This window comes from Mesobacillus zeae (assembly GCF_003570705.1).
GTDB lineage: Bacteria > Bacillota > Bacilli > Bacillales > Cytobacillaceae > Mesobacillus_C > Mesobacillus_C zeae.
The window spans coordinates 220,559-239,535 of record NZ_QWVT01000024.1 but is presented as its reverse complement, the minus strand read 5'-3'; the positions used below and the strand labels follow the sequence as shown (position 1 = coordinate 239,535).

Genomic DNA, 18,977 nt, shown 5'->3' with positions numbered 1-18,977 from the left:
ATTTATGGTCATAAAGGAATACACTCTAATTTAGCAATAATCAGGTTGTCTTGCAAATAATCCAATCAAACACTACAAGCAGGCTGCTATTCTTTTCCTTTTTCAGGCTTTCGGTCACGTAAAAAATCCTTGTTGAACCCAGTATCCTGATCAGGACTCGTGCGGTTTTCACGCTTGTTCAGCGCCTTGCCGGCAGAGTCAATGATTCCTTTACCGTATTTATCCCTGAGCTTTGACATCGTATCAAAGAGCGGCTCCTTCCGTGCATCCTTCTCATACGTAAAAAGGTCAAGCTGTTTGATGGCAGAATCCGCTTCCACCAGCCCTGTTGCCGTAATGCCCAGCAGCCTGACAGAATTGCCGTTCCAGTTTTTCAGGAAAAGCTGCTTTGCCTCAAGAAGAATATCTTCTTTCCGGCCTGCAGGGTTTATGAGTTTCCGGTTCCTTGTAATCGTCTTCCTGTCTTTATAGCGGATTGTGATTGCGATGGACGATGCGACAACCTGTTTACGCTTCATCCTGGCTTCCACCTGCCCAGACAATTTTTCAAGGACTGTAAAAAGTTCGTGCTGGTTGGATACATCCCTTGGCAATGTAGTGGAATTCCCAATACTTTTGAAATCATAAATGGAATGGGGGTCAACTTTTCTTCGGTCTTCCCCATTCGCTCTTTCTTTGAGCTTTAACCCATTAATGCCAAGAAGCTTCTTAATTTGAATCTCATTCGCCTTCGCGAGATCTTCTATTGTCGCAATGGAAATCGTTTGGAGCTTTTCTGCCGTTTTTGCGCCGACACCGTGCATCTCCTCAACAGGAAGCGGCCAAAGAACAGTGGGAACATCGCGCTTTCTAAGGATGGTAATTCCCATCGGCTTCTTCATGTCGGACGCCATTTTCGCAAGGAATTTATTTGGCGCAATTCCAATGCTGCATGGAAGGTCAAGCTGGTAAAGGACCTGCTTTTGCATGCTTCCGGCAATCTCTGCTGGAGACCCTAGTTCCCCGCACTCGGTAATATCCACATAGCCTTCATCGATCGAGACGGGTTCGACAAGGATTGAATACTCACGAAGTATGTCAAACATAGCAGCTGAGGCCGCCCGATACCGGTCAAAGTTAGGCCTTTTGATAATAAGCTCAGGGCAGAGCTTCCTTGCCTCCCACAAAGGCATGGTCGTTTTAACACCATATTTCCTCGCTTCATAGCTGCAGGTCACAATGATTCCTTTCCGCTCTTCTGGATTGCCGGCAATCGCTAAAGGCTTCCCCTTGAGAGAAGAATCATAGGCCATCTCAACCGAAGCGTAAAAGCTGTTCATATCCACATGCAAAATAACCCGACCGTTTTTAGGATACATTCCATTCATTCCAACACACCCCTACATCCCTTTTATTTTAGCAAAAGTAGAGGAAGGATGTTAGTGGAGAGGTTTTATAAAAATGACTAGGGTTAGATCCATCCATGCCGAGTTACGCTGAAAAAAAGGCGGTTTCCCCAAAAAATGATTAGGCTGGATGACCAATTTTAGCATTTAGAGGGAAAATGGATCGTGTTTTTAAGACAAATTGCAAGGATGAGTTCAGGAAATAATCTCATTCTTTCGGGAAATAAAGTGATTCTTCCCGAAATGTGCTCCACCCTTCCCAAAATGATCCCTGATTCTCCCCACTAGACATTATTTGTAAAAACCAATTCTTTTATATACGAATCAATAAAAATACCGCAGTCAAAAGACTGCGGCATCTGAAAAAATTGTACAAACTTGATACCTAATTTGGCATTGTCCCTCTTGCCATTTCTTTTGCGGATTGAACTGCAGCTTCTTTCGCCTTTGCCATGATTTCCGGCACCATCTTCGGAAAATGGTCCATTCCTTCAGCAATGATACTGTCCCTGACTTCCATACCAAGGAAAGTCAGGGCTTTCCTGACGTATTGGTCACCCATTTCGAAATCAACCATCCGTCCTGTAGAATAAATACCGCCACGTGTCTGAATATGGACAGCTTTCCGTCCAGTCAGCAATCCTCTCGGCCCTTCCTCTGTCACCTCGAAAGTCTTGTTGACAAGGAACATATTATCCATGAAAGCCTTCAGGATGGCAGGTGCGCCAAGATTCCAGATTGGTGTGACGAAAACATAGTAGTCGGCTTCCATGAAGCGATCTGCCAGGGCATGCATGGCCTGATACTTTTCACGTTCTCCTTCAGACAGCTGGTCAAAAGTGTAGCCCATGAAACTTAGCTTAGCCCGTGCATAGAGGAGATCCATATCAATCTCAGGAATATCCATATCATACAAGTGCATTCTTTCAATTTCTACGTCGGGCTGTTCTTCTAAAAATGCTTCAAGAAAAACTTCCCCAATTTGCGCGCCTTTTGACAGGCGGACATCTTTTTTTGGATTGGCCGTGATATAAAGCAGCTTTGCCATATTAATCCCACCCTTTTTCAAATAAATGTAATTGTATATCTTAATACTACAGAAAAAAACTTTGCTCATATATGAACAAAGTCGAGAAATATCGAACAATTTGTGTCAATTAGTTTTCTCGTTAACGGGCGTTTTCTACATATTCCTTAATTTCGCTCATTCCCTCAAGGGACTCAATGAGAAGCTCAGGATCTATGATCATGATCATCCGGTTATCAAAACTGGCAACTCCAGAAAAGTACCGGTTCTTTTGATAGGCAATGAGGCTAGGCTGTTTCAAGTTTTCCTGCGGTATCTCAAGAATTTCACGGGCATCTTTTACAAGTATGCCAGCAGAAATTTCTTTTGTATGTATGACAATCATCCGCGTTTTCTCATCCAGATCAGCAGCCCGGTCATAAAGCACCATTTCAGAGTCAATGACAGGAATCAGTTCATCCCTGACTTTTGCAATTCCTTTCAGATATTGGGGCATATGGGGTACGGCTGTGATTCCTTCCGGCTTTTCAATAGAAATAACACTTAGGATTGGAAGGGCGTATTCCTCGCTCCCTGCCTGAAAAACAACAGCCTGGTTTGTATCCGTCATCGTGGCGCACATCCTTTTAAAAATAGAGTTTGGTAACTTCTACAAACAATATACCAAAAAACAAAGCAAAGGGAGCACCATAAATTGGTGCTCCCAAAAGATAATTACTTCGAATTCACAACTTCTTCAATAATTGCCAGAACCATTTCTCCAAGCTTTTCAAGCTCTTCGATTGGCATTCTTTCATTTGTTGTGTGGATATCCTCATAGCCGACAGCAAGGTTGACAGTCGGAATTCCAAAGCCTGCAATGACATTGGCATCACTGCCGCCACCGCTGTTCAGCAGCTCGCAGCTGCGCCCGATTTTAGCCGCTGCCTTGCGGGCAATTTCAACGACATGGTCGCCTTCGCCAAATTTGAAACCTGGGTACATGACCTGGATTTCCACTTCAGCACGGCCGCCCATTTGTTCGGCAACAGTTTCAAATGCTTCCTTCATCTTTGCCGCCTGGGTTTCCATTTTTTCTCCAACAAGGGAACGAGCTTCTGCCAGAATCTCAACATAATCACAAACAATATTTGTTTGAGTTCCACCCTGGAATCGTCCAATATTGGCTGTTGTTTCTTCATCAATCCGGCCAAGCGGCATTTTGGCGATTGCTTTAGCAGCAATTGTGATAGCTGAAACGCCTTTTTCTGGCGCTACGCCTGCATGAGCTGTTTTTCCATAGATCACGGTCGAAACCTTTGCCTGTGTAGGCGCTGCTACAATAATATTTCCAACTTTGCCGTCGCTGTCGAGAGCATAGCCGTATTTTGCCGTAACTTTGGAAGGTTCAAGGACCTTCGCACCAACAAGGCCTGATTCTTCCCCGACAGTGATGATGAACTGGATTGTGCCATGCGGGATATTTTGCTCCTTCAGCACCCTCACAGTTTCAAGCATGACGGCAAGGCCTGTTTTGTCATCCGCGCCAAGGATGGTCGTTCCGTCCGTCACAACATACCCGTCCTTGATCGAAGGATTGACACCGCGCGCAGGCACGACTGTATCCATATGCGAAGTAAAGTAGATGGTATCGACTCCCTCTTCTGATCCTTTAAGCGTGCAGATCAGGTTGCCTGCCCCGTGTCCTGTTTGAGCTGTCGTATCATCTTCGAATACGTCCACTCCAAGGTCGGTAAACTTCTGTTTCAGCACTTTGGCGATTTCAGTTTCATATTTGGTTTCCGAATCAATCTTGACCAATTCAAGAAACTCATTCAATAAACGTTCATTATTGATCATTTTAAAACCTCCAGGTTATGTAGATGCTTTTTCAGTATACCGCCAGTTTATCCCATCATTCAAATTCTTTTTAGCTAGAGCGGGATATTGCCGTGTTTTTTTCCAGGACGCGACTCTTTTTTCGTCCGGAGCATCTCAAGCGCTTGGATGATTTTAATCCTTGTTTCGCGGGGGTCAATGACGTCATCCACCATTCCCCTGCTTGCTGCTACATATGGATTAGCGAATTTTTCGCGGTACTCGTTGATTTTTTGTTCCCTCGTAGCCTCGGGGTTCTCACTGTTCTGAATTTCTCTGGCAAAAATAATATTTGCGGCACCCTGCGGCCCCATAACGGCAATTTCCGCATTTGGCCAGGAGAAGACAAGGTCAGCCCCAATGGACTTGCTGTTCAGCGCAACGTACGCTCCCCCGTATGCCTTCCGTAAAATTACTGTCAGCTTGGGCACCGTTGCTTCAGAATAAGCATAAAGGATTTTAGCTCCATGGCGGATGATACCTCCGTGCTCCTGCTTGATTCCCGGGAAAAATCCTGTTACATCTTCAAAGGTAATGATTGGGATATTGAAAGAATCGCAAAAACGGATAAATCTAGCTGCCTTATCGGAAGAGTCGATATCAAGCCCGCCAGCCATGAACTTCGGCTGGTTGCAGACGAGTCCGACAACTTCTCCCTTCACACGGGCAAGACCGATTACGAGATTCTTGGCAAAATCCTTTTGGATTTCCAGGAAGCTTCCTTCATCCACTACCTGTTCGACCACTTTTCTGACATCATACGGGCGGACTGCATCAAACGGAACGACATCGGTAAGATCCGGGCGATAGTCATCATCACTATCAGCTTCTTCGCGCGGAGGTTTTTCTTCATAACTCTGCGGTAGGTAGCTTAAGAGCGCCCTTACCATCTCAAGTGTTTCTTCTTCCGACTCTGCCCGGAAGTGGGCGTTGCCGCTGATTGCGTTATGTACACGGGCACCTCCAAGATCTTCGGAAGAGATTTTTTCTCCCGTAACGGTCTCGATTACTTTAGGACCGGTTATGAACATTTGGCTTGTCTTTTCGACCATGAAAACGAAATCCGTAATGGCAGGTGAATAGACTGCACCGCCTGCGCAAGGTCCCATGATGACCGAAATTTGAGGAATCACCCCTGAATAGATGGAATTGCGGTAGAAAATCTGGCCGTATCCATCGAGTGATTCAACACCCTCCTGGATCCGGGCGCCGCCTGAATCATTCAGGCCAATAAAAGGAGCGCGGTTCTTTGCCGCAAGATCCATAACATTCGCAATTTTTTTCGCATGGCTTTCCCCAAGTGCACCGCCGAAAACGGTGAAGTCCTGCGAAAACAGGTAAATTGGGCGGCCGTTAACCTTCCCATAGCCTGTCACTACCCCGTCGCCAGGACCTTTCTGGTTTTCAAGGCCAAAGTCCGTGCAGCGGTGTTCGATAAATGGGTTAAGCTCAATGAATGAGCCAGGGTCAACAAGAAGTTCTATTCTTTCCCTGGCGGTCAATTTTCCTTTTTCATGCTGCTTCTCAATCCGTTCATCGCCGCCTCCCCTCTCGATTTCCCGCCGGCGGTCGTATAGTTCATTGATATTCGTATAAATATCAGACATGCTCTTCTCCCCCTCTTTTCTCACACAATTCAAACAGGACACCTCCTGTTGATTTCGGGTGCATAAAAGCTACAAGGGCATTTCCTGCTCCTGTCTTAGGGGTTTCATTAATCATTCTTATCCCCTTTTCGCTCATCTCCCTGATTCGCGCTTCAATCGATTCGACTCCAAGCGCCACATGGTGAATACCCTCACCGCGTTTTTCGATAAATTTTGCTATCGGACTGTCCGGATGTGTTGGTTCGAGAAGCTCTATCTTTGTTTCTCCTGCTTTTATAAAAGCCACTTTTACCTTCTGGCCCTCCACGTTTTCAATCCCCTGCAGTTCCAATCCGAGCACGTCCGTATAGAATGGAAGGGACTGCTCAAGAGATTTGACAGCCACCCCAATATGGTCCACTTTTTTAATCATCCCATTCCCTCCGCATACAATTTCAAAAATAGACAATCATATAAATATTCGACATATTATTCACAAATCCTTCTTTTTTCTACTGGTTGTTGAAACCCCGATTCACATGTAAAATAGGGAATAACCATAATATTAGGGGGGACTGTTTTGCAGAATAAAAAGATTCGGAAATTTGTCGTTTACACGATGCTGTTGGTCATGCTGGCCTCCACTCTTTTACTTGGACTTTCTACTTTTATGTAAAAAAAGACTCATCGATAAAAAAGGACTGTCCGGTTTTTGGACAGTCCTTTTTACTATATTTCTTTAATTCACCACAGCTTTTTTGGCACTTCTCAGGCCCTTAAACGAACGTTTTAATAGCAAAAACTGCTCCATTTCGTTCAGGAAATGCAAAAGCGCAGCCCTCGCCTCAAACTCCTCACGTGATTTCGGAAGTTCCATATTTTCAAATTCCTTGCGCATTCTCATTAGTTTTTCCAAATGGTAGAGGACATTGTTTCCAGGGTTGATTCCCCGGGAAAGTACCTCCACAAACTCGGCCATCATGTTTCCTTGCTCCACCTGATTAGGAATGGAGGTGACATACGGAAGGACCCTTTCAATAATATCAAACTGCTTTTCCCTAATTTTAAAATACTGATAGAATAAATCATCATCTCTCATAAAGTGGTTTTCGATATCATGGAAAGCTAATGTTTTCGCTTCATTAATCAGCCTTGCCGTCTCGGTCAGTTCACGCCCGTCCCAGTCGCTATCACCATTTTGTAAAAACCTAGCAATTTCCTGAAGGATACTTTTAAAGTTATGTTCGATTTCTAGCTGGTACTCCACCAGTTTACTCTCGGAGCTTGGCATGTATAAATTCATGATAAGCGCAACCCCAATCCCGACGGTAATAATGCCAAGTTCGTCTAAAAGAAAGCCAGTGGTTACATGTTCTTCCATGTATATGTGGAGAATGATAACGCTACTTGAGACGACACCTTCTTTGGCACCTGCCTTAACAACGGTCGGGATAAAAACAAGAAGCATCAGTCCAATGACTAATGGATGATAGGAAAGAATTTCAAAAAAGGCAACAGAAAAAGCCATGGCAATGATACAGGCAAGAAAACGGGACCATGCCGCCCGCAGCGAACGCTTTTTTGTCACTTGAATGCATAGTATGGCAATGATTCCAGCTGAAGCAAAATTCTGAAAGCCGAAATATTCGGCAATCATAATCGACAGTACCGTCCCCAATGCTGTCTTGATTGTACGATATCCAATTTTAAATCTCATTAGGCATCTCCTGACAAAAAATAAAAAGATTTAGCGGTATAAATAGGATCGACAAAGAACCTAAAGACAACAGCTTTACCCCATCGAGCTATTCGTTTATGTATCAAAGTTTTATCACATTGACACTAAAATAACAACACTTATAGCACTTTCTATGCCAAATACAAGCAATATTAACTAATGGGAATCTTCTTGCCAATCTCAGTATTAAGTTTATTGTAAATGACTGTTCACCAAAAAAATAGGTGTGTCCCGTAAACATCTTTGAATGGATAGTAAAATAAGGCGTTTGAAACGAGAAAAAGAACCTCTATGTTATCAGAGGTTCTTTAATCATTAAACTCTTTTGATGAGGCATTTCTGTTGCCATGTGAAAATCCTTAACTTTAGCATGGTACCTACAGCATCTTCTCCAAAAACTCCCGTGCACGTTTGCTTTTTGGATGGGCGAAAAACTCGTTTGGAGAAGCATCTTCCATGAGAATTCCACCGTCGAGGAACATTACCCTGTCCGCTGCTTCCCGAGCGAACCCCATTTCGTGGGTGACAATGATCATCGTCATTCCTGAATGCGCCAGCGATTTCATTACTTCTAGCACTTCTTTTACCATTTCGGGATCCAGCGCTGAGGTAGGTTCATCAAACAGCATCACTGCAGGTTCCATGGCTAGGGCACGAGCAATGGCGACCCTTTGCTTCTGACCTCCGGAAAGCCTACCCGGATAATCATCCGCCTTGTCGGAAAGACCTACTTTCACGAGTAGAGCATAAGCTTTTTCCTCTGCTTCTTCCTTCGTCAGCCTTTTTACTTTTTGTGGTGCATAAAGGATATTTTGCAGCACTGTCATATGAGGAAAGAGATGGAAGTGTTGGAAAACCATGCCGACATTTTCACGGACCTTTGAAATGTTTGTTTTCTTGTCCGTTATATCGGTCCCGTTTATGTTGATCTCCCCTGCACAAGGCTGCTCCAGGAGATTCAGGCAACGCAGGAAGGTAGATTTCCCAGATCCTGACGGGCCAATGACCGCTACCACTTCCCCTTCCCTGATGGAAGCGGATATCCCTTTTAGGACTTCGAGTTTTCCAAATGATTTATGAAGGTCTTTCACTTTAATCACTTTGCCTCATCCTCCTCTCGATAGCCTTACCAATCAGCGTGAGGGCCATGACCAGGCAATAGTAAATCAGCCCTGCAAAAATCAGCGGTTCAAAAAAACGGTACTTGTCTCCGCCGACAATATAGGCACGTCGCATGACGTCCGAAACGGCAATCATCGAAACAATTGCAGATTCCTTTGTCAGCGTAATAAACTCATTCATGAGGGCAGGCAAAATATTTTTCAGGGCCTGTGGCATGATGATATCCCGCATCATTCGTGGGTATGGCACTCCAAGTGCCATCGCCGCTTCCTGCTGGCCCTTATCCACTGCAAGGATGCCTGCTCTGATAATCTCGGAGATATACGCGCCCGAGTTCAAAGCGAAGGAAAGAACAGCTGCCGTATACGGTTCGATCTGGTAACCGATGATTTGCGGGGATCCATAATAAATCAGCATGAGCTGAAGAATCAAGGGTGTGCCGCGGAAAATGGAAGTATATAAGTCAGCAAACCAACCTAAGGGTTTTAGCCGACTAATTTTAAATAATGATAGAAGTATTCCTAAAAAAAATCCAAGCATGCCTGCCACAAGGACGATTTGCAGGGTTACCTTTATTCCCTGCAGGATGTAGGGCATGGATGGTACAATTGCCGTAAAATCCAGATTCATTCAAAAGTCAATTCCCCTCTTTTGATAGTATTATGGCATTATTCACCGCCAAACCATTTAACGACAAGCTTATCCACTTCACCATTCTTTAGTTTTTCATTGAGGACTTTATTGAAGTCCTTCGTCAATTTACTGTCTTTCGGGAAAGCAATGGCTGAACCGGCATCTTCATCATTTCCGTTCATTGTGACACCTTTAATGTCCGGATTATTTTTAAAATAGCCATTCGCGACCGTATCTTCAATAATGGCGGCATCAATGCGGCCTGCCTTGATTTCCTGGATCAATTCAGGGATGCGGTTCCGCTTTTCAATTTTAATATCCACTGTCTTGGCGATATCCTTCGCCTTGTCTTCCTGGATAGATGCAAGCTGAACTCCAACCGTCTTGCCTTTTAAGTCCTCGACCGTTTTTATTTTGCTATTCTTCGAGGATACAATCATATGCTTCGCTGTATAATATACATCACTAAAGTCCACGCTTTTCTTCCGATCTTCCGTTGGCGTCATTCCAGCCATAACGAAATCTATCTGATTTGCCTGAATCGCGGGAATCAGCCCGTTAAACTCGATATCCGTAACCTTCACTTCATATCCCAGCTCCCCTGCAATCAAATTCGCAAGGTCAACGTCAAAGCCAATAATTTCATCACTTTTTGCAGTATCAACAAACTCAAACGGAGGGTAATCGGAAGAGGTCCCCATAGTGAGCGTCTTTTTTTCATCAGCACTACCGGAAGCCGCAGTTTTCTTACCATCTTCTCCGCTTGTCCCGCAAGCTGCCAGCATGGCTGTAAGCACACTTGCCAGCAAGATCATAACTAGTTTCTTCATCTTTTATTTTCCCCCTATAGTTTTCTTGATTAATAAATATTCGATAGAATGAATTTTAACACAAATTAATAATTATGCAAACAAATTTTTAAATATACATTCCTAACTAGTCTATTCCTTCTGGGAAACTAGTCATGGAGGATTTATTTTGCTGTTGTTTGAGTAGAGAGGACGGAAAATTATGATTCAGTGACTCCCACGAATTTTATAGTTTTATTTTCCCGACCAGCGATTGCGGGGCTCTCTCAACGTCAATACTTCTTACCTAATCAGCAAACGGTTAGCCAATTTCGGGCAAAAAAAAACCCTGAAATCAGGGATTTTTTTTCTGCATCATACTTCTTCGCAATATTTATCAAATGCTGCCTGCAGCTTTTGGACAACTGCCATTGGGTCGTGGCCTTCGATATCATGGCGTTCCACCATTGCACAAATTTCGCCGTCTTTTAACAGAGCGAAAGATGGAGATGATGGCGGGAAACCCGTAAAATAGCTTCTTGCTTTTTCAGTTGCATCTTTATCCTGCCCGGCAAAAACGGTCACAAGCTGGTCGGGGCGGCGGTCATAGTGAACTGCATGAGCAGCTGCAGGGCGGGCGATGCCTCCAGCACAGCCGCAAACGGAATTGACCATGACAAGGGTCGTTCCTTTTGACTTTAGGACCTCATCCACTTCTTCAGAAGTTGTAAGCTCGCTATAGCCAGCTGCAACGATTTCCTGGCGCGCCTGGCGGACCACATCATTCATAAACAAATTAAAATCCATATTCATTCTAATCACTCCTTGGTGTGCACTAATAAGCTATGCATGCCTCTAATATAACAATATGTGGGGCTTCTTTTCAAACAAGACAATTTTCTCCCCAGTAATGTTTAAACACTTCAGTATGGGGAATAGAAACAATACAGCTAGAACCATACCCCTAAACTCCCTAGATGAAAGGACAGCGCAAATATGCTGTCCTTCTTTTTTGCTTTTATCTTAAATGCTTATGGCCTCGCTTTGAAAAATGCCTGGAACAATTCCTCAACTCCTGAAGCTACAGGTTTTGTTCCCGCGATCACTTCATTTTCAACCTTGGGAAGAAGCGCTTTTACTTCCGGATGATTATAAAAGCTGAATTCGAGCTGGTCTGATATCAATGCATGTATCCATTCCCGGGACTGTATCCGCCTTCTCTCAGCGAAGACGCCCGACTGTTTCGAAACTTTTTCAAATTCCTCCACAGTGTTCCATACATCCGAAATGCCGGAACCAGTGACGGAAGAGCAGGAAAGTGCGCGGGATTCCCAGCCTTTGGTTGACGGCTGTAGAAAATGGAGAATCCGTCTGTACTCTTCTGTCGTCTTTCTGGCAGCAGCTTCATTAGGCCCATCTGCTTTATTAATCAGGACCATATCCGCAATCTCCATGATTCCTTTTTTCATTCCCTGCAGTTCGTCTCCAGCCCCTGTCAGCGCCAGCAGCATAAAAAAGTCCACCATGCCCCTTACGAGAATCTCACTTTGGCCTACACCGACAGTTTCAACGAGAATAACGTCAAAACCAGCAGCTTCGCACAACAGCATTGTTTCCCTTGTCTTTCTGTGCACGCCTCCTAGCTTTCCCCCTGATGGAGAAGGACGGATAAATGCATGCGGGTTTCCTGCCAGCTTCTCCATCCTCGTCTTGTCACCAAGAATGCTTCCTCCAGTCAGGGATGAAGTCGGATCAACAGCGAGCACAGCGACTCTGTGGCCTTGGCTGCAAAGATATGATCCAAAGGCCTCGATAAAGGTACTTTTCCCGGCTCCCGGTACTCCTGTGATGCCAATTCTGATAGAGCGGCCGGCTTTCGGCAAAAGAAGCTTAAGGAGTTGCTGGGCCTGTTCAAAATGGCGTTCCGCATTGCTTTCAACAAGTGTAATCGCACGTGCAAGCGCTACCCTGTTCCCCTTAAGAATATCTGCAGCAAGCGTCTTTGGTTCTAGACCGGGAATGCCTGCCTTTTTAACAAATCTGCCCGGCCTGCTAAAAGCGATCCCGTGATCCTGGGAAGCAGTGACCCCTTTGCGTATTTCACCCGCAAAGCTGCTGGCCTGTTTAGGCTCAAACCATTCAGGTTTTCTGTCATCAGCCATTTATTCTGCCACTTCCTCATAGCCGAGCCGTTTGTAGATAGACTTGATCACCTTCTGTGCAGCAACCGGAATCACCGTTCCCGGGCCGAATATGGCTGCTGCGCCATGGTCGAGCAAGTACTGATAATCCTGTGCGGGAATAACTCCGCCGATGAAGACAACGATATCCTCGCGGCCAAGCTTCTTCAACTCGTCCACAAGCTGCGGCAGGAGTGTCTTATGCCCTGCTGCGAGAGAACTAAATCCGATGGCATGGACATCATTTTCGACGGCCTGCAGTGCCGTTTCCTCCGGCGTTTGGAAAAGCGGGCCGATATCGACATCAAAACCTACGTCAGCAAAGGCTGTCGCAATAACTTTAGCGCCTCTGTCATGTCCATCCTGACCCATTTTCGCAATCAAAATCCGCGGCCTTCTCCCCTCATTCTCTAGAAACTCTGCAGTCATTGCTTTTATTTCCAGAATTTCTTCTTCGTTCGAAAATGCAGAGCTGTATACGCCGCTAATGGACCTGATTACAGCTTTATGCCTGCCTGCAGCCGTTTCGATTGCATCGGAAATCTCACCGAGCGTCGCCCTTGCCCTGGCGGCCTTGACAGCAAGCTCCAAGAGATTTCCCCTTCCACTTTTTGCCGCTTCTTCCAGATTCTCAAGGGCTTCAGCCACGTTTCCGGCATCTCGTTCTGCCTTCAGCTTTTCAAGCCTTTCAATTTGCTTCTGACGTACTGCTGTATTGTCAATATCAAGAATATCAAGCGGCTCTTCCTTCTCCAGGCGGTAACGATTGACTCCAATAATGGTTTCCTTTCCGGAGTCGATTTGCGCCTGGCGCCGGGCAGCAGCTTCTTCTATCCTCATTTTCGGTAAACCTGTTTCGATCGCTTTGGCCATCCCGCCAAGCCCTTCGATTTCTTCAATATGCTCCCACGCACGTTCTGCAAGCTGTGCTGTCAGTTTTTCAACGTAATAGCTTCCGGCCCAAGGATCAATGACCTTAGTAACCCCGGTCTCTTCCTGGAGATAAAGCTGGGTATTCCGGGCAATCCGCGCTGAAAAATCAGTTGGGAGTGCAATCGCTTCATCAAGTGCATTCGTATGGAGCGATTGCGTATGCCCCATAGCTGCAGCATGCGCTTCTACAAGCGTCCTGATTACATTGTTGTAAGGGTCCTGTTCGGTAAGGCTCCAACCTGAAGTTTGTGAATGCGTCCGAAGAGCCATGGACTTAGGATTTTCAGGATTGAATGACTTCATGATCTTAGCCCAAATCTGCCTTGCCGCCCTCATCTTGGCAACTTCCATAAAGTAATTCATTCCGATTGCCCAAAAGAACGAAAGCCTTGGGGCAAAAGAATCGATGCCAATCCCTGCCTTCTGACCAGTCCTTACATATTCCAAGCCATCTGCGAGCGTGTAGGCAAGTTCAATATCAGCAGGCGCACCAGCTTCCTGCATGTGGTAGCCTGAAATGCTTATGCTGTTGAACTTCGGCATATATTTCGATGTATATTCAAAAATGTCGGCAATGATTTTCATCGACATTTCAGGTGGATAAATATATGTATTCCTAACCATATATTCTTTTAAAATATCGTTCTGGATTGTGCCGGACAGCTTGTCCTGTGTAACCCCCTGCTCTTCAGCCGTCACGATAAAGAAGGCCAGAACGGGAAGGACCGCACCATTCATTGTCATTGACACCGACATTTGGTCAAGCGGAATACCATCAAAAAGTATTTTCATATCCAGGATGGAATCGATCGCCACCCCGGCTTTTCCAACATCGCCGACTACCCTGGGATGGTCGGAATCATACCCTCTGTGCGTTGCAAGGTCAAAAGCGACTGAAAGGCCCTTTTGTCCCATCGCGAGATTACGCCTGTAAAACGCATTGCTTTCCTCGGCTGTTGAAAAACCTGCGTACTGCCTGACCGTCCATGGACGGTTAACATACATCGCCGGATAAGGGCCCCTTGTATATGGTGGAAGCCCCGGGAAGTTCCCGTCAAGGGAAAGATCCTTTACATCTTCTTCTGTGTAAACAGGCTTCAGACTGATGCCTTCATTTGTTTCAAAGAGCAGGTCTTCGAATGAACGCACGGCTTCAGCCTCTGCCATGTCTTTCCGCTCTTCTCCGGTAACTGACCCGGTATCCGGAAAAAGATGAACCGATTTAAAATCAGGCTTTCTCATCGATGACCACCTCCATTTCATTCAACAATTGTGACAACAGCGTAAGGCTGCTGCTCCGCATATTGATAAATTCCTGTATACCTGCTTCGGACCAGCTTTGCCTCTCGTCCTTTGGAGGAAGCCCCGCAAGGAAGATTTTTGCATCCGGATATACGGAAGCAATTCCCCTTGCGATATCAAGTCCGATTTCGCTATACTGGGCGTCATTTCCGCAAAGGCAAAAATGCTGCAGCCCTGTAGATTTTATCCATTCAACAGCTTCTTTTGCATCCTGTATGCCCTGGCTGCGGACAGCACAGATTCCGCCTGCTGCGAGAAAGCCTGAGACAAAATCCGCTCTTGCCTTGTGCCTGAACACTTCTCCAAGGCAAAGGAGACCAACAGCTGGCCTTTTTTCGGTCCGCCTTTTAATCTCACCTGATCTTTCTTTCAAAGATTCGAAAGGTTCTGCCAGTCTTTGCTGTGGCAGGGGCGTGAACGTCGCTGCGCCATCCTGCTTTTTCAACACACCTTCCAGTTTCTTCCTACTAACCATCATAGCAAGGAAGTCTTCAATCGACCCCTCTGCATTATATTTTTCGACAGGTTCTGATCCTCTGCGCTTTTCCGGCTGCTCTTCAGCGTTTGCATAGACATTTGTACCAATGATGCTTTGCCTGCGGGTATCGATGTCCTTATCTCTTGCAGCTCTAGTCTGGGCTATTTTTTCCTGAAGCATTCCCGATTTCATGGCTTCAAAAATGCCGCCGGACTCCTCGATTTCAAGGAAAAGATTCCATCCTTGTTCTGCAAGCGTCCGGGTAAGTGATTCAATATACCAGGATCCGCCTGAAGGGTCTGCCACTTTTTCAAGATGCGCTTCTTCCCTCAAAATCATATGAGTATTTCCGGCAATCCGCTCTGAAAAAGGAGAGGATGCGCCAGCGGCTTCATCGAGCGTCCCTGTTTCCAGGTACTGCACACCGCCAAGAACGGCTGAGAATGCTTCATTTCCTGCCCGGAGGAGATTGACATAAGGATCATAGACTGTTTTTGTAAAGCGTGACGTCTCAGCGGAAATGACCATCCTCCGGCTGTCTTTGCCTGCTCCGAAAGCTTCTGCTGCTTTTGACCACAGCAGCCGGGCCGCCCTGAATTTCGCGGTTTCCATAAAAAAGTTGGATCCGGATGAAAAGTGAAACACTATTTTTGAAAGAGCGGTCTCAAGATCCCATCCACGCTCAAGCAGCTTCTCGGCGAAAAAGACACCGGTTGAGACTGCAATCCCAAGTTCCTGAACGGCATTCGCCCCAGCGTTATGGTAAGGTGATGTATCGGCAAGAACTGTCCTCACTGATGGAAGGTGTTTATGCGCAACTTTCAGTGTATGTTCCCAATCCTTGAAGAAAGCTTCTTCATCGCTTGGAATACGGCCGGAAACGGCTACTTCCGCAACAGGATCCGCTGCAATAAAACCATTTGCAGTTTTTCCGTTTTCTGTTTCGTTCAAAGCCTGAATAACTGCGGCAAGCATCAGCTTATGAAGGCCTCTTGGCCTGAGGCTGAATGGTTTTTCCGTTCCAGCAGTTTTCAGCATTTCGGCTAATTTTTCTGGGTCGGAGAATAAGCCCGGCCTCACTTCAAACGATATGGCCGTCTGCCCTCTCGAAAATGCCCGCACAAGATTCTCTTCCAAGTCGGCTGCATTCTCGTAGGCAACAGGGTTTGCCCCATGCCACCCTTCTTCTGCATAACCGAATGGTGCTATTCCGCGGTGGAATTCAAGGGCTTCGGAGCCTTTTGCATCATCACCGGTGTAAAGAGGCTTTAGTTGGATGTTTTCGTATGTATCCGTATATAGGCTTTCAAGCGGTTTTCCTTTTAAAGAAGCCGCTGCTGCCTTTTCCCAGTCAGCGATTGACAAATCTAGAAATGTTGCATTTTTCATGTTATCAACTGTCATTTTTAAGCTGTCCTGACGGGACAGCATTCCCCTCCCCTCAACAAATTGCATTAAAATTCAAATTTTTCCGACCATCTTTATTTTAGTACAATAGCGGAAAACTGGCAACGGGCGCCAATCCGTTCAAAAAAAGAGAAATCAAGCCGCTGCACCTTGGTACAACGGCCCGGTTCTCTTTTAATAAATCGAAGTGCTTTCTTTTGAGATGTTCTCCACAATCTCTTTGATCCTTTTCAGGAAACGGCCGCAAACGAGGCCATCAAGTACTCTGTGGTCAAGGGAGAGGCAAAGGTTTACCATATCCCTTACGGCAATCATACCGTTATCCATCACTACAGGGCGTTTCACAATGGACTCAACCTGAAGAATGGCGGCCTGAGGATAATTAATGATTCCCATAGATTGTACCGACCCGAAGGAACCAGTATTGTTGACAGTGAATGTGCCGCCTTGCATATCTTCTGAACGCAGCTTTCCGGTACGGACTTTGCCGGCAAGATCGGTAATTTCGCGGGCAATGCCTTTGATTGTTTTTTCATCAGCCTGCTTGATGACCGGAACAAATAACGCATCATCCGTAGCTACCGCAATGGAAATATTGATATCTTTTTTCTGGATGATCTTGTCGCCTGCCCACATGCTGTTGATTTCAGGGAATTCTTTAAGGGCCTGGGCTACAGCTTTTACGAAGAAAGCGAAGAAAGTAAGATTGAAGCCTTCTTTCTTTTTAAATTCTCCCTTCAGGCTGTTTCTATATTCCACAAGATTTGTCGCATCTACCTCTACCATTGTCCATGCATGCGGAGCTTCGTGCTTGCTCCGAAGCATATTGGCAGCAATTGCTTTCCTGATTCCGGTAACAGGGATTTCGATATCGCCTGCCGAAGCCTGGACAGCAGGGGACGGCGACGGTGATGGAGCTGCTTGCCGTGCTGCCTGTTCTGTCGCTGCTGCTTTAGGTTCTTCAGACACTTGCGGAGCAGGAGCTGCTTGCGGAATGTTTCCAGACTCAATGATTTTCTGCAAATCTTTACGTGTTATCCGACCTTCCGCTCCACTACCTGAAACAAGGGACAGGTCGATCCCGTGTTCCTGGGAAAGCTTTAGGACTGCTGGTGAATACCTCCCTTTTCCTCTTTCTTTTGCAGGGGACGGTGCGCTGCTGGCTCCAAGCCCGGCAGCTTCGGAAGGAACTTTTACATCCTTCTTCTCTGAAGGCTCTTCTGATTTCGCCTGTTCTCCAGCAAATGCTTCTTGTTGTCCGCCTTCTGTTTCGATTGTTAAAATGACTTCTCCAACAGCAAGCGTGTTACCCTCATTCGCAATCAGTTCCTTAATGGTGCCTGAAAAGGAAGACGGTACCTCCGCATTTACTTTATCGGTCATTACTTCTGCCAACGGATCGTATTTATTGACTTTATCCCCCGGGGATACGAGCCATTTACTGATTGTGCCCTCTGTAACACTTTCACCAAGCTGGGGCATGGTAATTTGTTGTAGTGCCAATGTATGGACCCTCCTTCTCCTGTTATCCCGCTTTCATGCTCATATTTTCAAATTTTAATACTCTGCAAGCTCCCGCATTTCCTTTTCCACTTTGTCCGGGTTGACCATAAAGAATTTTTCCATCGTCGGCGCATACGGCATAGCCGGAATATCAGGGCCTGCAAGGCGCTTGATTGGTGCGTCAAGATCAAAGAGGCAGTTTTCAGCAATGATGGCAGCCACTTCTCCCATGATGCTTCCTTCTTTGTTGTCTTCAGTAAGAAGCAGGACCTTTCCTGTCTTAGATGCTGCTTCGATAATTGCTTCTTTGTCAAGAGGATAAACTGTCCGAAGATCCAGAATATGGGCGGAAATCCCGTCCTTTGCAAGCCTTTCAGCCGCCTGGAGGGCGAAATGGACACAAAGGCCGTATGTAATGACAGTGATGTCTTCACCTTCCCGCTTTACATCGGCTTTTCCTATTGGAAGTACGTAATCGTCATCAGGAACCTCGCCTTTGATGAGACGATAAGCACGTTTGTGTTCAAAGAATAAAACCGGATCTTCATCACGAATTGCTGCTTTGAGAAGCCCTTTGACATCATACGGAGTCGAAGGCATGACGATTTTTAGACCTGGCTGGTTTGCGAACACTGCCTCAACAGACTGTGAGTGGTAAAGAGCACCATGGACTCCGCCGCCGTAAGGTGCCCGGATGACCATTGGACAATTCCAGTCGTTGTTGGAACGATACCTGATTTTTGCAGCTTCAGAAACGATTTGATTGACTGCAGGCATGATGAAATCAGCAAACTGCATTTCTGCAATCGGACGCATTCCATACATTGCAGCACCGATGCCAACACCAGCAATAGCAGATTCAGCAAGCGGAGTGTCAATGACACGGTCCTCGCCAAATTTTTCATATAATCCGTGGGTCGCTTTGAAAACCCCGCCTTTTCGCCCTACATCTTCACCGAGGACAAACACTCTCGGATCTCTTTCCATTTCCTCGCGGATCGCCATTGTCACCGCATCTATATAAGAAATTACCGCCAT

17 protein-coding genes are annotated in these 18,977 nt (G+C 45.9%); 1 reads left to right on the top strand and 16 read right to left on the bottom strand.

Annotated features, from left to right (window positions below):
* Positions 1 to 86: 86 nt before the first annotated feature.
* From D1970_RS15260 to mce, 6 genes are all read right to left on the bottom strand, one after another.
* On the bottom strand, positions 87 to 1,367 hold the full coding sequence (locus tag D1970_RS15260; RefSeq protein WP_119113726.1) for a DNA polymerase IV: 1,281 nt from the start codon (positions 1,365 to 1,367) through the stop codon (positions 87 to 89).
* A gap of 403 nt (positions 1,368 to 1,770) precedes the next feature.
* Positions 1,771 to 2,433: an FMN-dependent NADH-azoreductase gene (locus tag D1970_RS15255; RefSeq protein WP_119113725.1), complete on the bottom strand. Its 663-nt coding sequence runs from the start codon at positions 2,431 to 2,433 to the stop codon at positions 1,771 to 1,773.
* A 121-nt stretch (positions 2,434 to 2,554) separates the two neighbouring features.
* Positions 2,555 to 3,022 carry a chemotaxis protein CheW gene (locus D1970_RS15250; RefSeq protein WP_119113724.1) on the bottom strand — a complete coding sequence of 156 codons (468 nt, stop codon included), beginning with the start codon at positions 3,020 to 3,022 and terminating at the stop codon, positions 2,555 to 2,557.
* Positions 3,023 to 3,126: 104 nt separating this feature from the next.
* Complete coding sequence (locus tag D1970_RS15245) at positions 3,127 to 4,251, bottom strand: M20/M25/M40 family metallo-hydrolase (RefSeq protein WP_119113723.1); 1,125 nt, start codon at positions 4,249 to 4,251, stop codon at positions 3,127 to 3,129.
* Between the two features lie 74 nt (positions 4,252 to 4,325).
* On the bottom strand, positions 4,326 to 5,876 hold the full coding sequence (locus tag D1970_RS15240) for an acyl-CoA carboxylase subunit beta (RefSeq protein WP_119113722.1): 1,551 nt from the start codon (positions 5,874 to 5,876) through the stop codon (positions 4,326 to 4,328).
* Positions 5,869 to 6,288, bottom strand: coding sequence for a methylmalonyl-CoA epimerase (gene mce, locus D1970_RS15235; RefSeq protein WP_119113721.1), 420 nt, complete (start codon positions 6,286 to 6,288; stop codon positions 5,869 to 5,871). The genes D1970_RS15240 and mce overlap by 8 nt, the downstream gene beginning before the upstream one ends.
* Before the next feature lie 147 nt (positions 6,289 to 6,435).
* Between mce and prli42 the strand changes: the two genes are divergently transcribed.
* Complete coding sequence (gene prli42 / locus D1970_RS22460; protein WP_181213212.1) at positions 6,436 to 6,531, top strand: stressosome-associated protein Prli42; 96 nt, start codon at positions 6,436 to 6,438, stop codon at positions 6,529 to 6,531.
* Between the two features lie 63 nt (positions 6,532 to 6,594).
* On the opposite strand, the gene D1970_RS15230 is transcribed toward prli42, so the two are convergent.
* The 10 genes from D1970_RS15230 to D1970_RS15185 form a co-directional block, all read right to left on the bottom strand.
* Complete coding sequence (locus tag D1970_RS15230; RefSeq protein WP_119113720.1) at positions 6,595 to 7,572, bottom strand: aromatic acid exporter family protein; 978 nt, start codon at positions 7,570 to 7,572, stop codon at positions 6,595 to 6,597.
* A gap of 398 nt (positions 7,573 to 7,970) precedes the next feature.
* On the bottom strand, positions 7,971 to 8,693 hold the full coding sequence (locus D1970_RS15225; RefSeq protein ID WP_119113719.1) for an amino acid ABC transporter ATP-binding protein: 723 nt from the start codon (positions 8,691 to 8,693) through the stop codon (positions 7,971 to 7,973).
* Entirely contained in the window at positions 8,686 to 9,345 is a 660-nt protein-coding gene (locus D1970_RS15220; RefSeq protein WP_119113718.1) for an amino acid ABC transporter permease, read from the bottom strand. The genes D1970_RS15225 and D1970_RS15220 overlap by 8 nt, the downstream gene beginning before the upstream one ends.
* 38 nt (positions 9,346 to 9,383) lie before the next feature.
* The gene (locus D1970_RS15215; RefSeq protein WP_119113717.1) at positions 9,384 to 10,178 is read right to left on the bottom strand and encodes a transporter substrate-binding domain-containing protein; all 795 of its coding nucleotides are present in this window, start codon (positions 10,176 to 10,178) and stop codon (positions 9,384 to 9,386) included.
* Between the two features lie 333 nt (positions 10,179 to 10,511).
* Entirely contained in the window at positions 10,512 to 10,949 is a 438-nt protein-coding gene (locus D1970_RS15210) for a BrxA/BrxB family bacilliredoxin (protein ID WP_119113716.1), read from the bottom strand.
* A 218-nt stretch (positions 10,950 to 11,167) separates the two neighbouring features.
* Positions 11,168 to 12,298 (bottom strand): methylmalonyl Co-A mutase-associated GTPase MeaB, encoded by a 1,131-nt coding sequence (gene meaB, locus D1970_RS15205; protein ID WP_119113715.1) that lies wholly within the window; start codon positions 12,296 to 12,298, stop codon positions 11,168 to 11,170.
* Positions 12,299 to 14,491, bottom strand: coding sequence for a methylmalonyl-CoA mutase (scpA, locus tag D1970_RS15200; protein WP_119113714.1), 2,193 nt, complete (start codon positions 14,489 to 14,491; stop codon positions 12,299 to 12,301). It abuts the gene before it with no gap.
* Entirely contained in the window at positions 14,478 to 16,460 is a 1,983-nt protein-coding gene (locus tag D1970_RS15195) for a methylmalonyl-CoA mutase family protein (protein ID WP_181213211.1), read from the bottom strand. Before D1970_RS15195 ends, scpA begins: the two co-directional genes overlap by 14 nt.
* 150 nt (positions 16,461 to 16,610) lie before the next feature.
* Entirely contained in the window at positions 16,611 to 17,939 is a 1,329-nt protein-coding gene (locus D1970_RS15190; protein ID WP_119113712.1) for a dihydrolipoamide acetyltransferase family protein, read from the bottom strand.
* Positions 17,940 to 17,993: 54 nt separating this feature from the next.
* The gene (locus D1970_RS15185) at positions 17,994 to 18,977 is read right to left on the bottom strand and encodes an alpha-ketoacid dehydrogenase subunit beta (protein WP_119113711.1); all 984 of its coding nucleotides are present in this window, start codon (positions 18,975 to 18,977) and stop codon (positions 17,994 to 17,996) included.

What these genes read in the sequence shown, in the direction of transcription:
- D1970_RS15245 (WP_119113723.1), bottom strand. Translation starts at nt 4,251, where the DNA reads ATGATCAATAATGAACGTTTATTGAATGAGTTTCTTGAATTGGTCAAG.
- D1970_RS15255 (WP_119113725.1), bottom strand. Translation starts at nt 2,433, where the DNA reads ATGGCAAAGCTGCTTTATATCACGGCCAATCCAAAAAAAGATGTCCGC.
- D1970_RS15215 (WP_119113717.1), bottom strand. Translation starts at nt 10,178, where the DNA reads ATGAAGAAACTAGTTATGATCTTGCTGGCAAGTGTGCTTACAGCCATG.
- D1970_RS15240 (WP_119113722.1), bottom strand. Translation starts at nt 5,876, where the DNA reads ATGTCTGATATTTATACGAATATCAATGAACTATACGACCGCCGGCGG.
- D1970_RS15230 (WP_119113720.1), bottom strand. Translation starts at nt 7,572, where the DNA reads ATGAGATTTAAAATTGGATATCGTACAATCAAGACAGCATTGGGGACG.
- scpA (WP_119113714.1), bottom strand. Translation starts at nt 14,491, where the DNA reads ATGAGAAAGCCTGATTTTAAATCGGTTCATCTTTTTCCGGATACCGGG.
- D1970_RS15185 (WP_119113711.1), bottom strand. Translation starts at nt 18,977, where the DNA reads ATGGCGGTAATTTCTTATATAGATGCGGTGACAATGGCGATCCGCGAG.
- meaB (WP_119113715.1), bottom strand. Translation starts at nt 12,298, where the DNA reads ATGGCTGATGACAGAAAACCTGAATGGTTTGAGCCTAAACAGGCCAGC.
- D1970_RS15195 (WP_181213211.1), bottom strand. Translation starts at nt 16,460, where the DNA reads ATGCTGTCCCGTCAGGACAGCTTAAAAATGACAGTTGATAACATGAAA.
- D1970_RS15220 (WP_119113718.1), bottom strand. Translation starts at nt 9,345, where the DNA reads ATGAATCTGGATTTTACGGCAATTGTACCATCCATGCCCTACATCCTG.
- D1970_RS15210 (WP_119113716.1), bottom strand. Translation starts at nt 10,949, where the DNA reads ATGAATATGGATTTTAATTTGTTTATGAATGATGTGGTCCGCCAGGCG.
- D1970_RS15250 (WP_119113724.1), bottom strand. Translation starts at nt 3,022, where the DNA reads ATGACGGATACAAACCAGGCTGTTGTTTTTCAGGCAGGGAGCGAGGAA.
- mce (WP_119113721.1), bottom strand. Translation starts at nt 6,288, where the DNA reads ATGATTAAAAAAGTGGACCATATTGGGGTGGCTGTCAAATCTCTTGAG.
- D1970_RS15260 (WP_119113726.1), bottom strand. Translation starts at nt 1,367, where the DNA reads ATGAATGGAATGTATCCTAAAAACGGTCGGGTTATTTTGCATGTGGAT.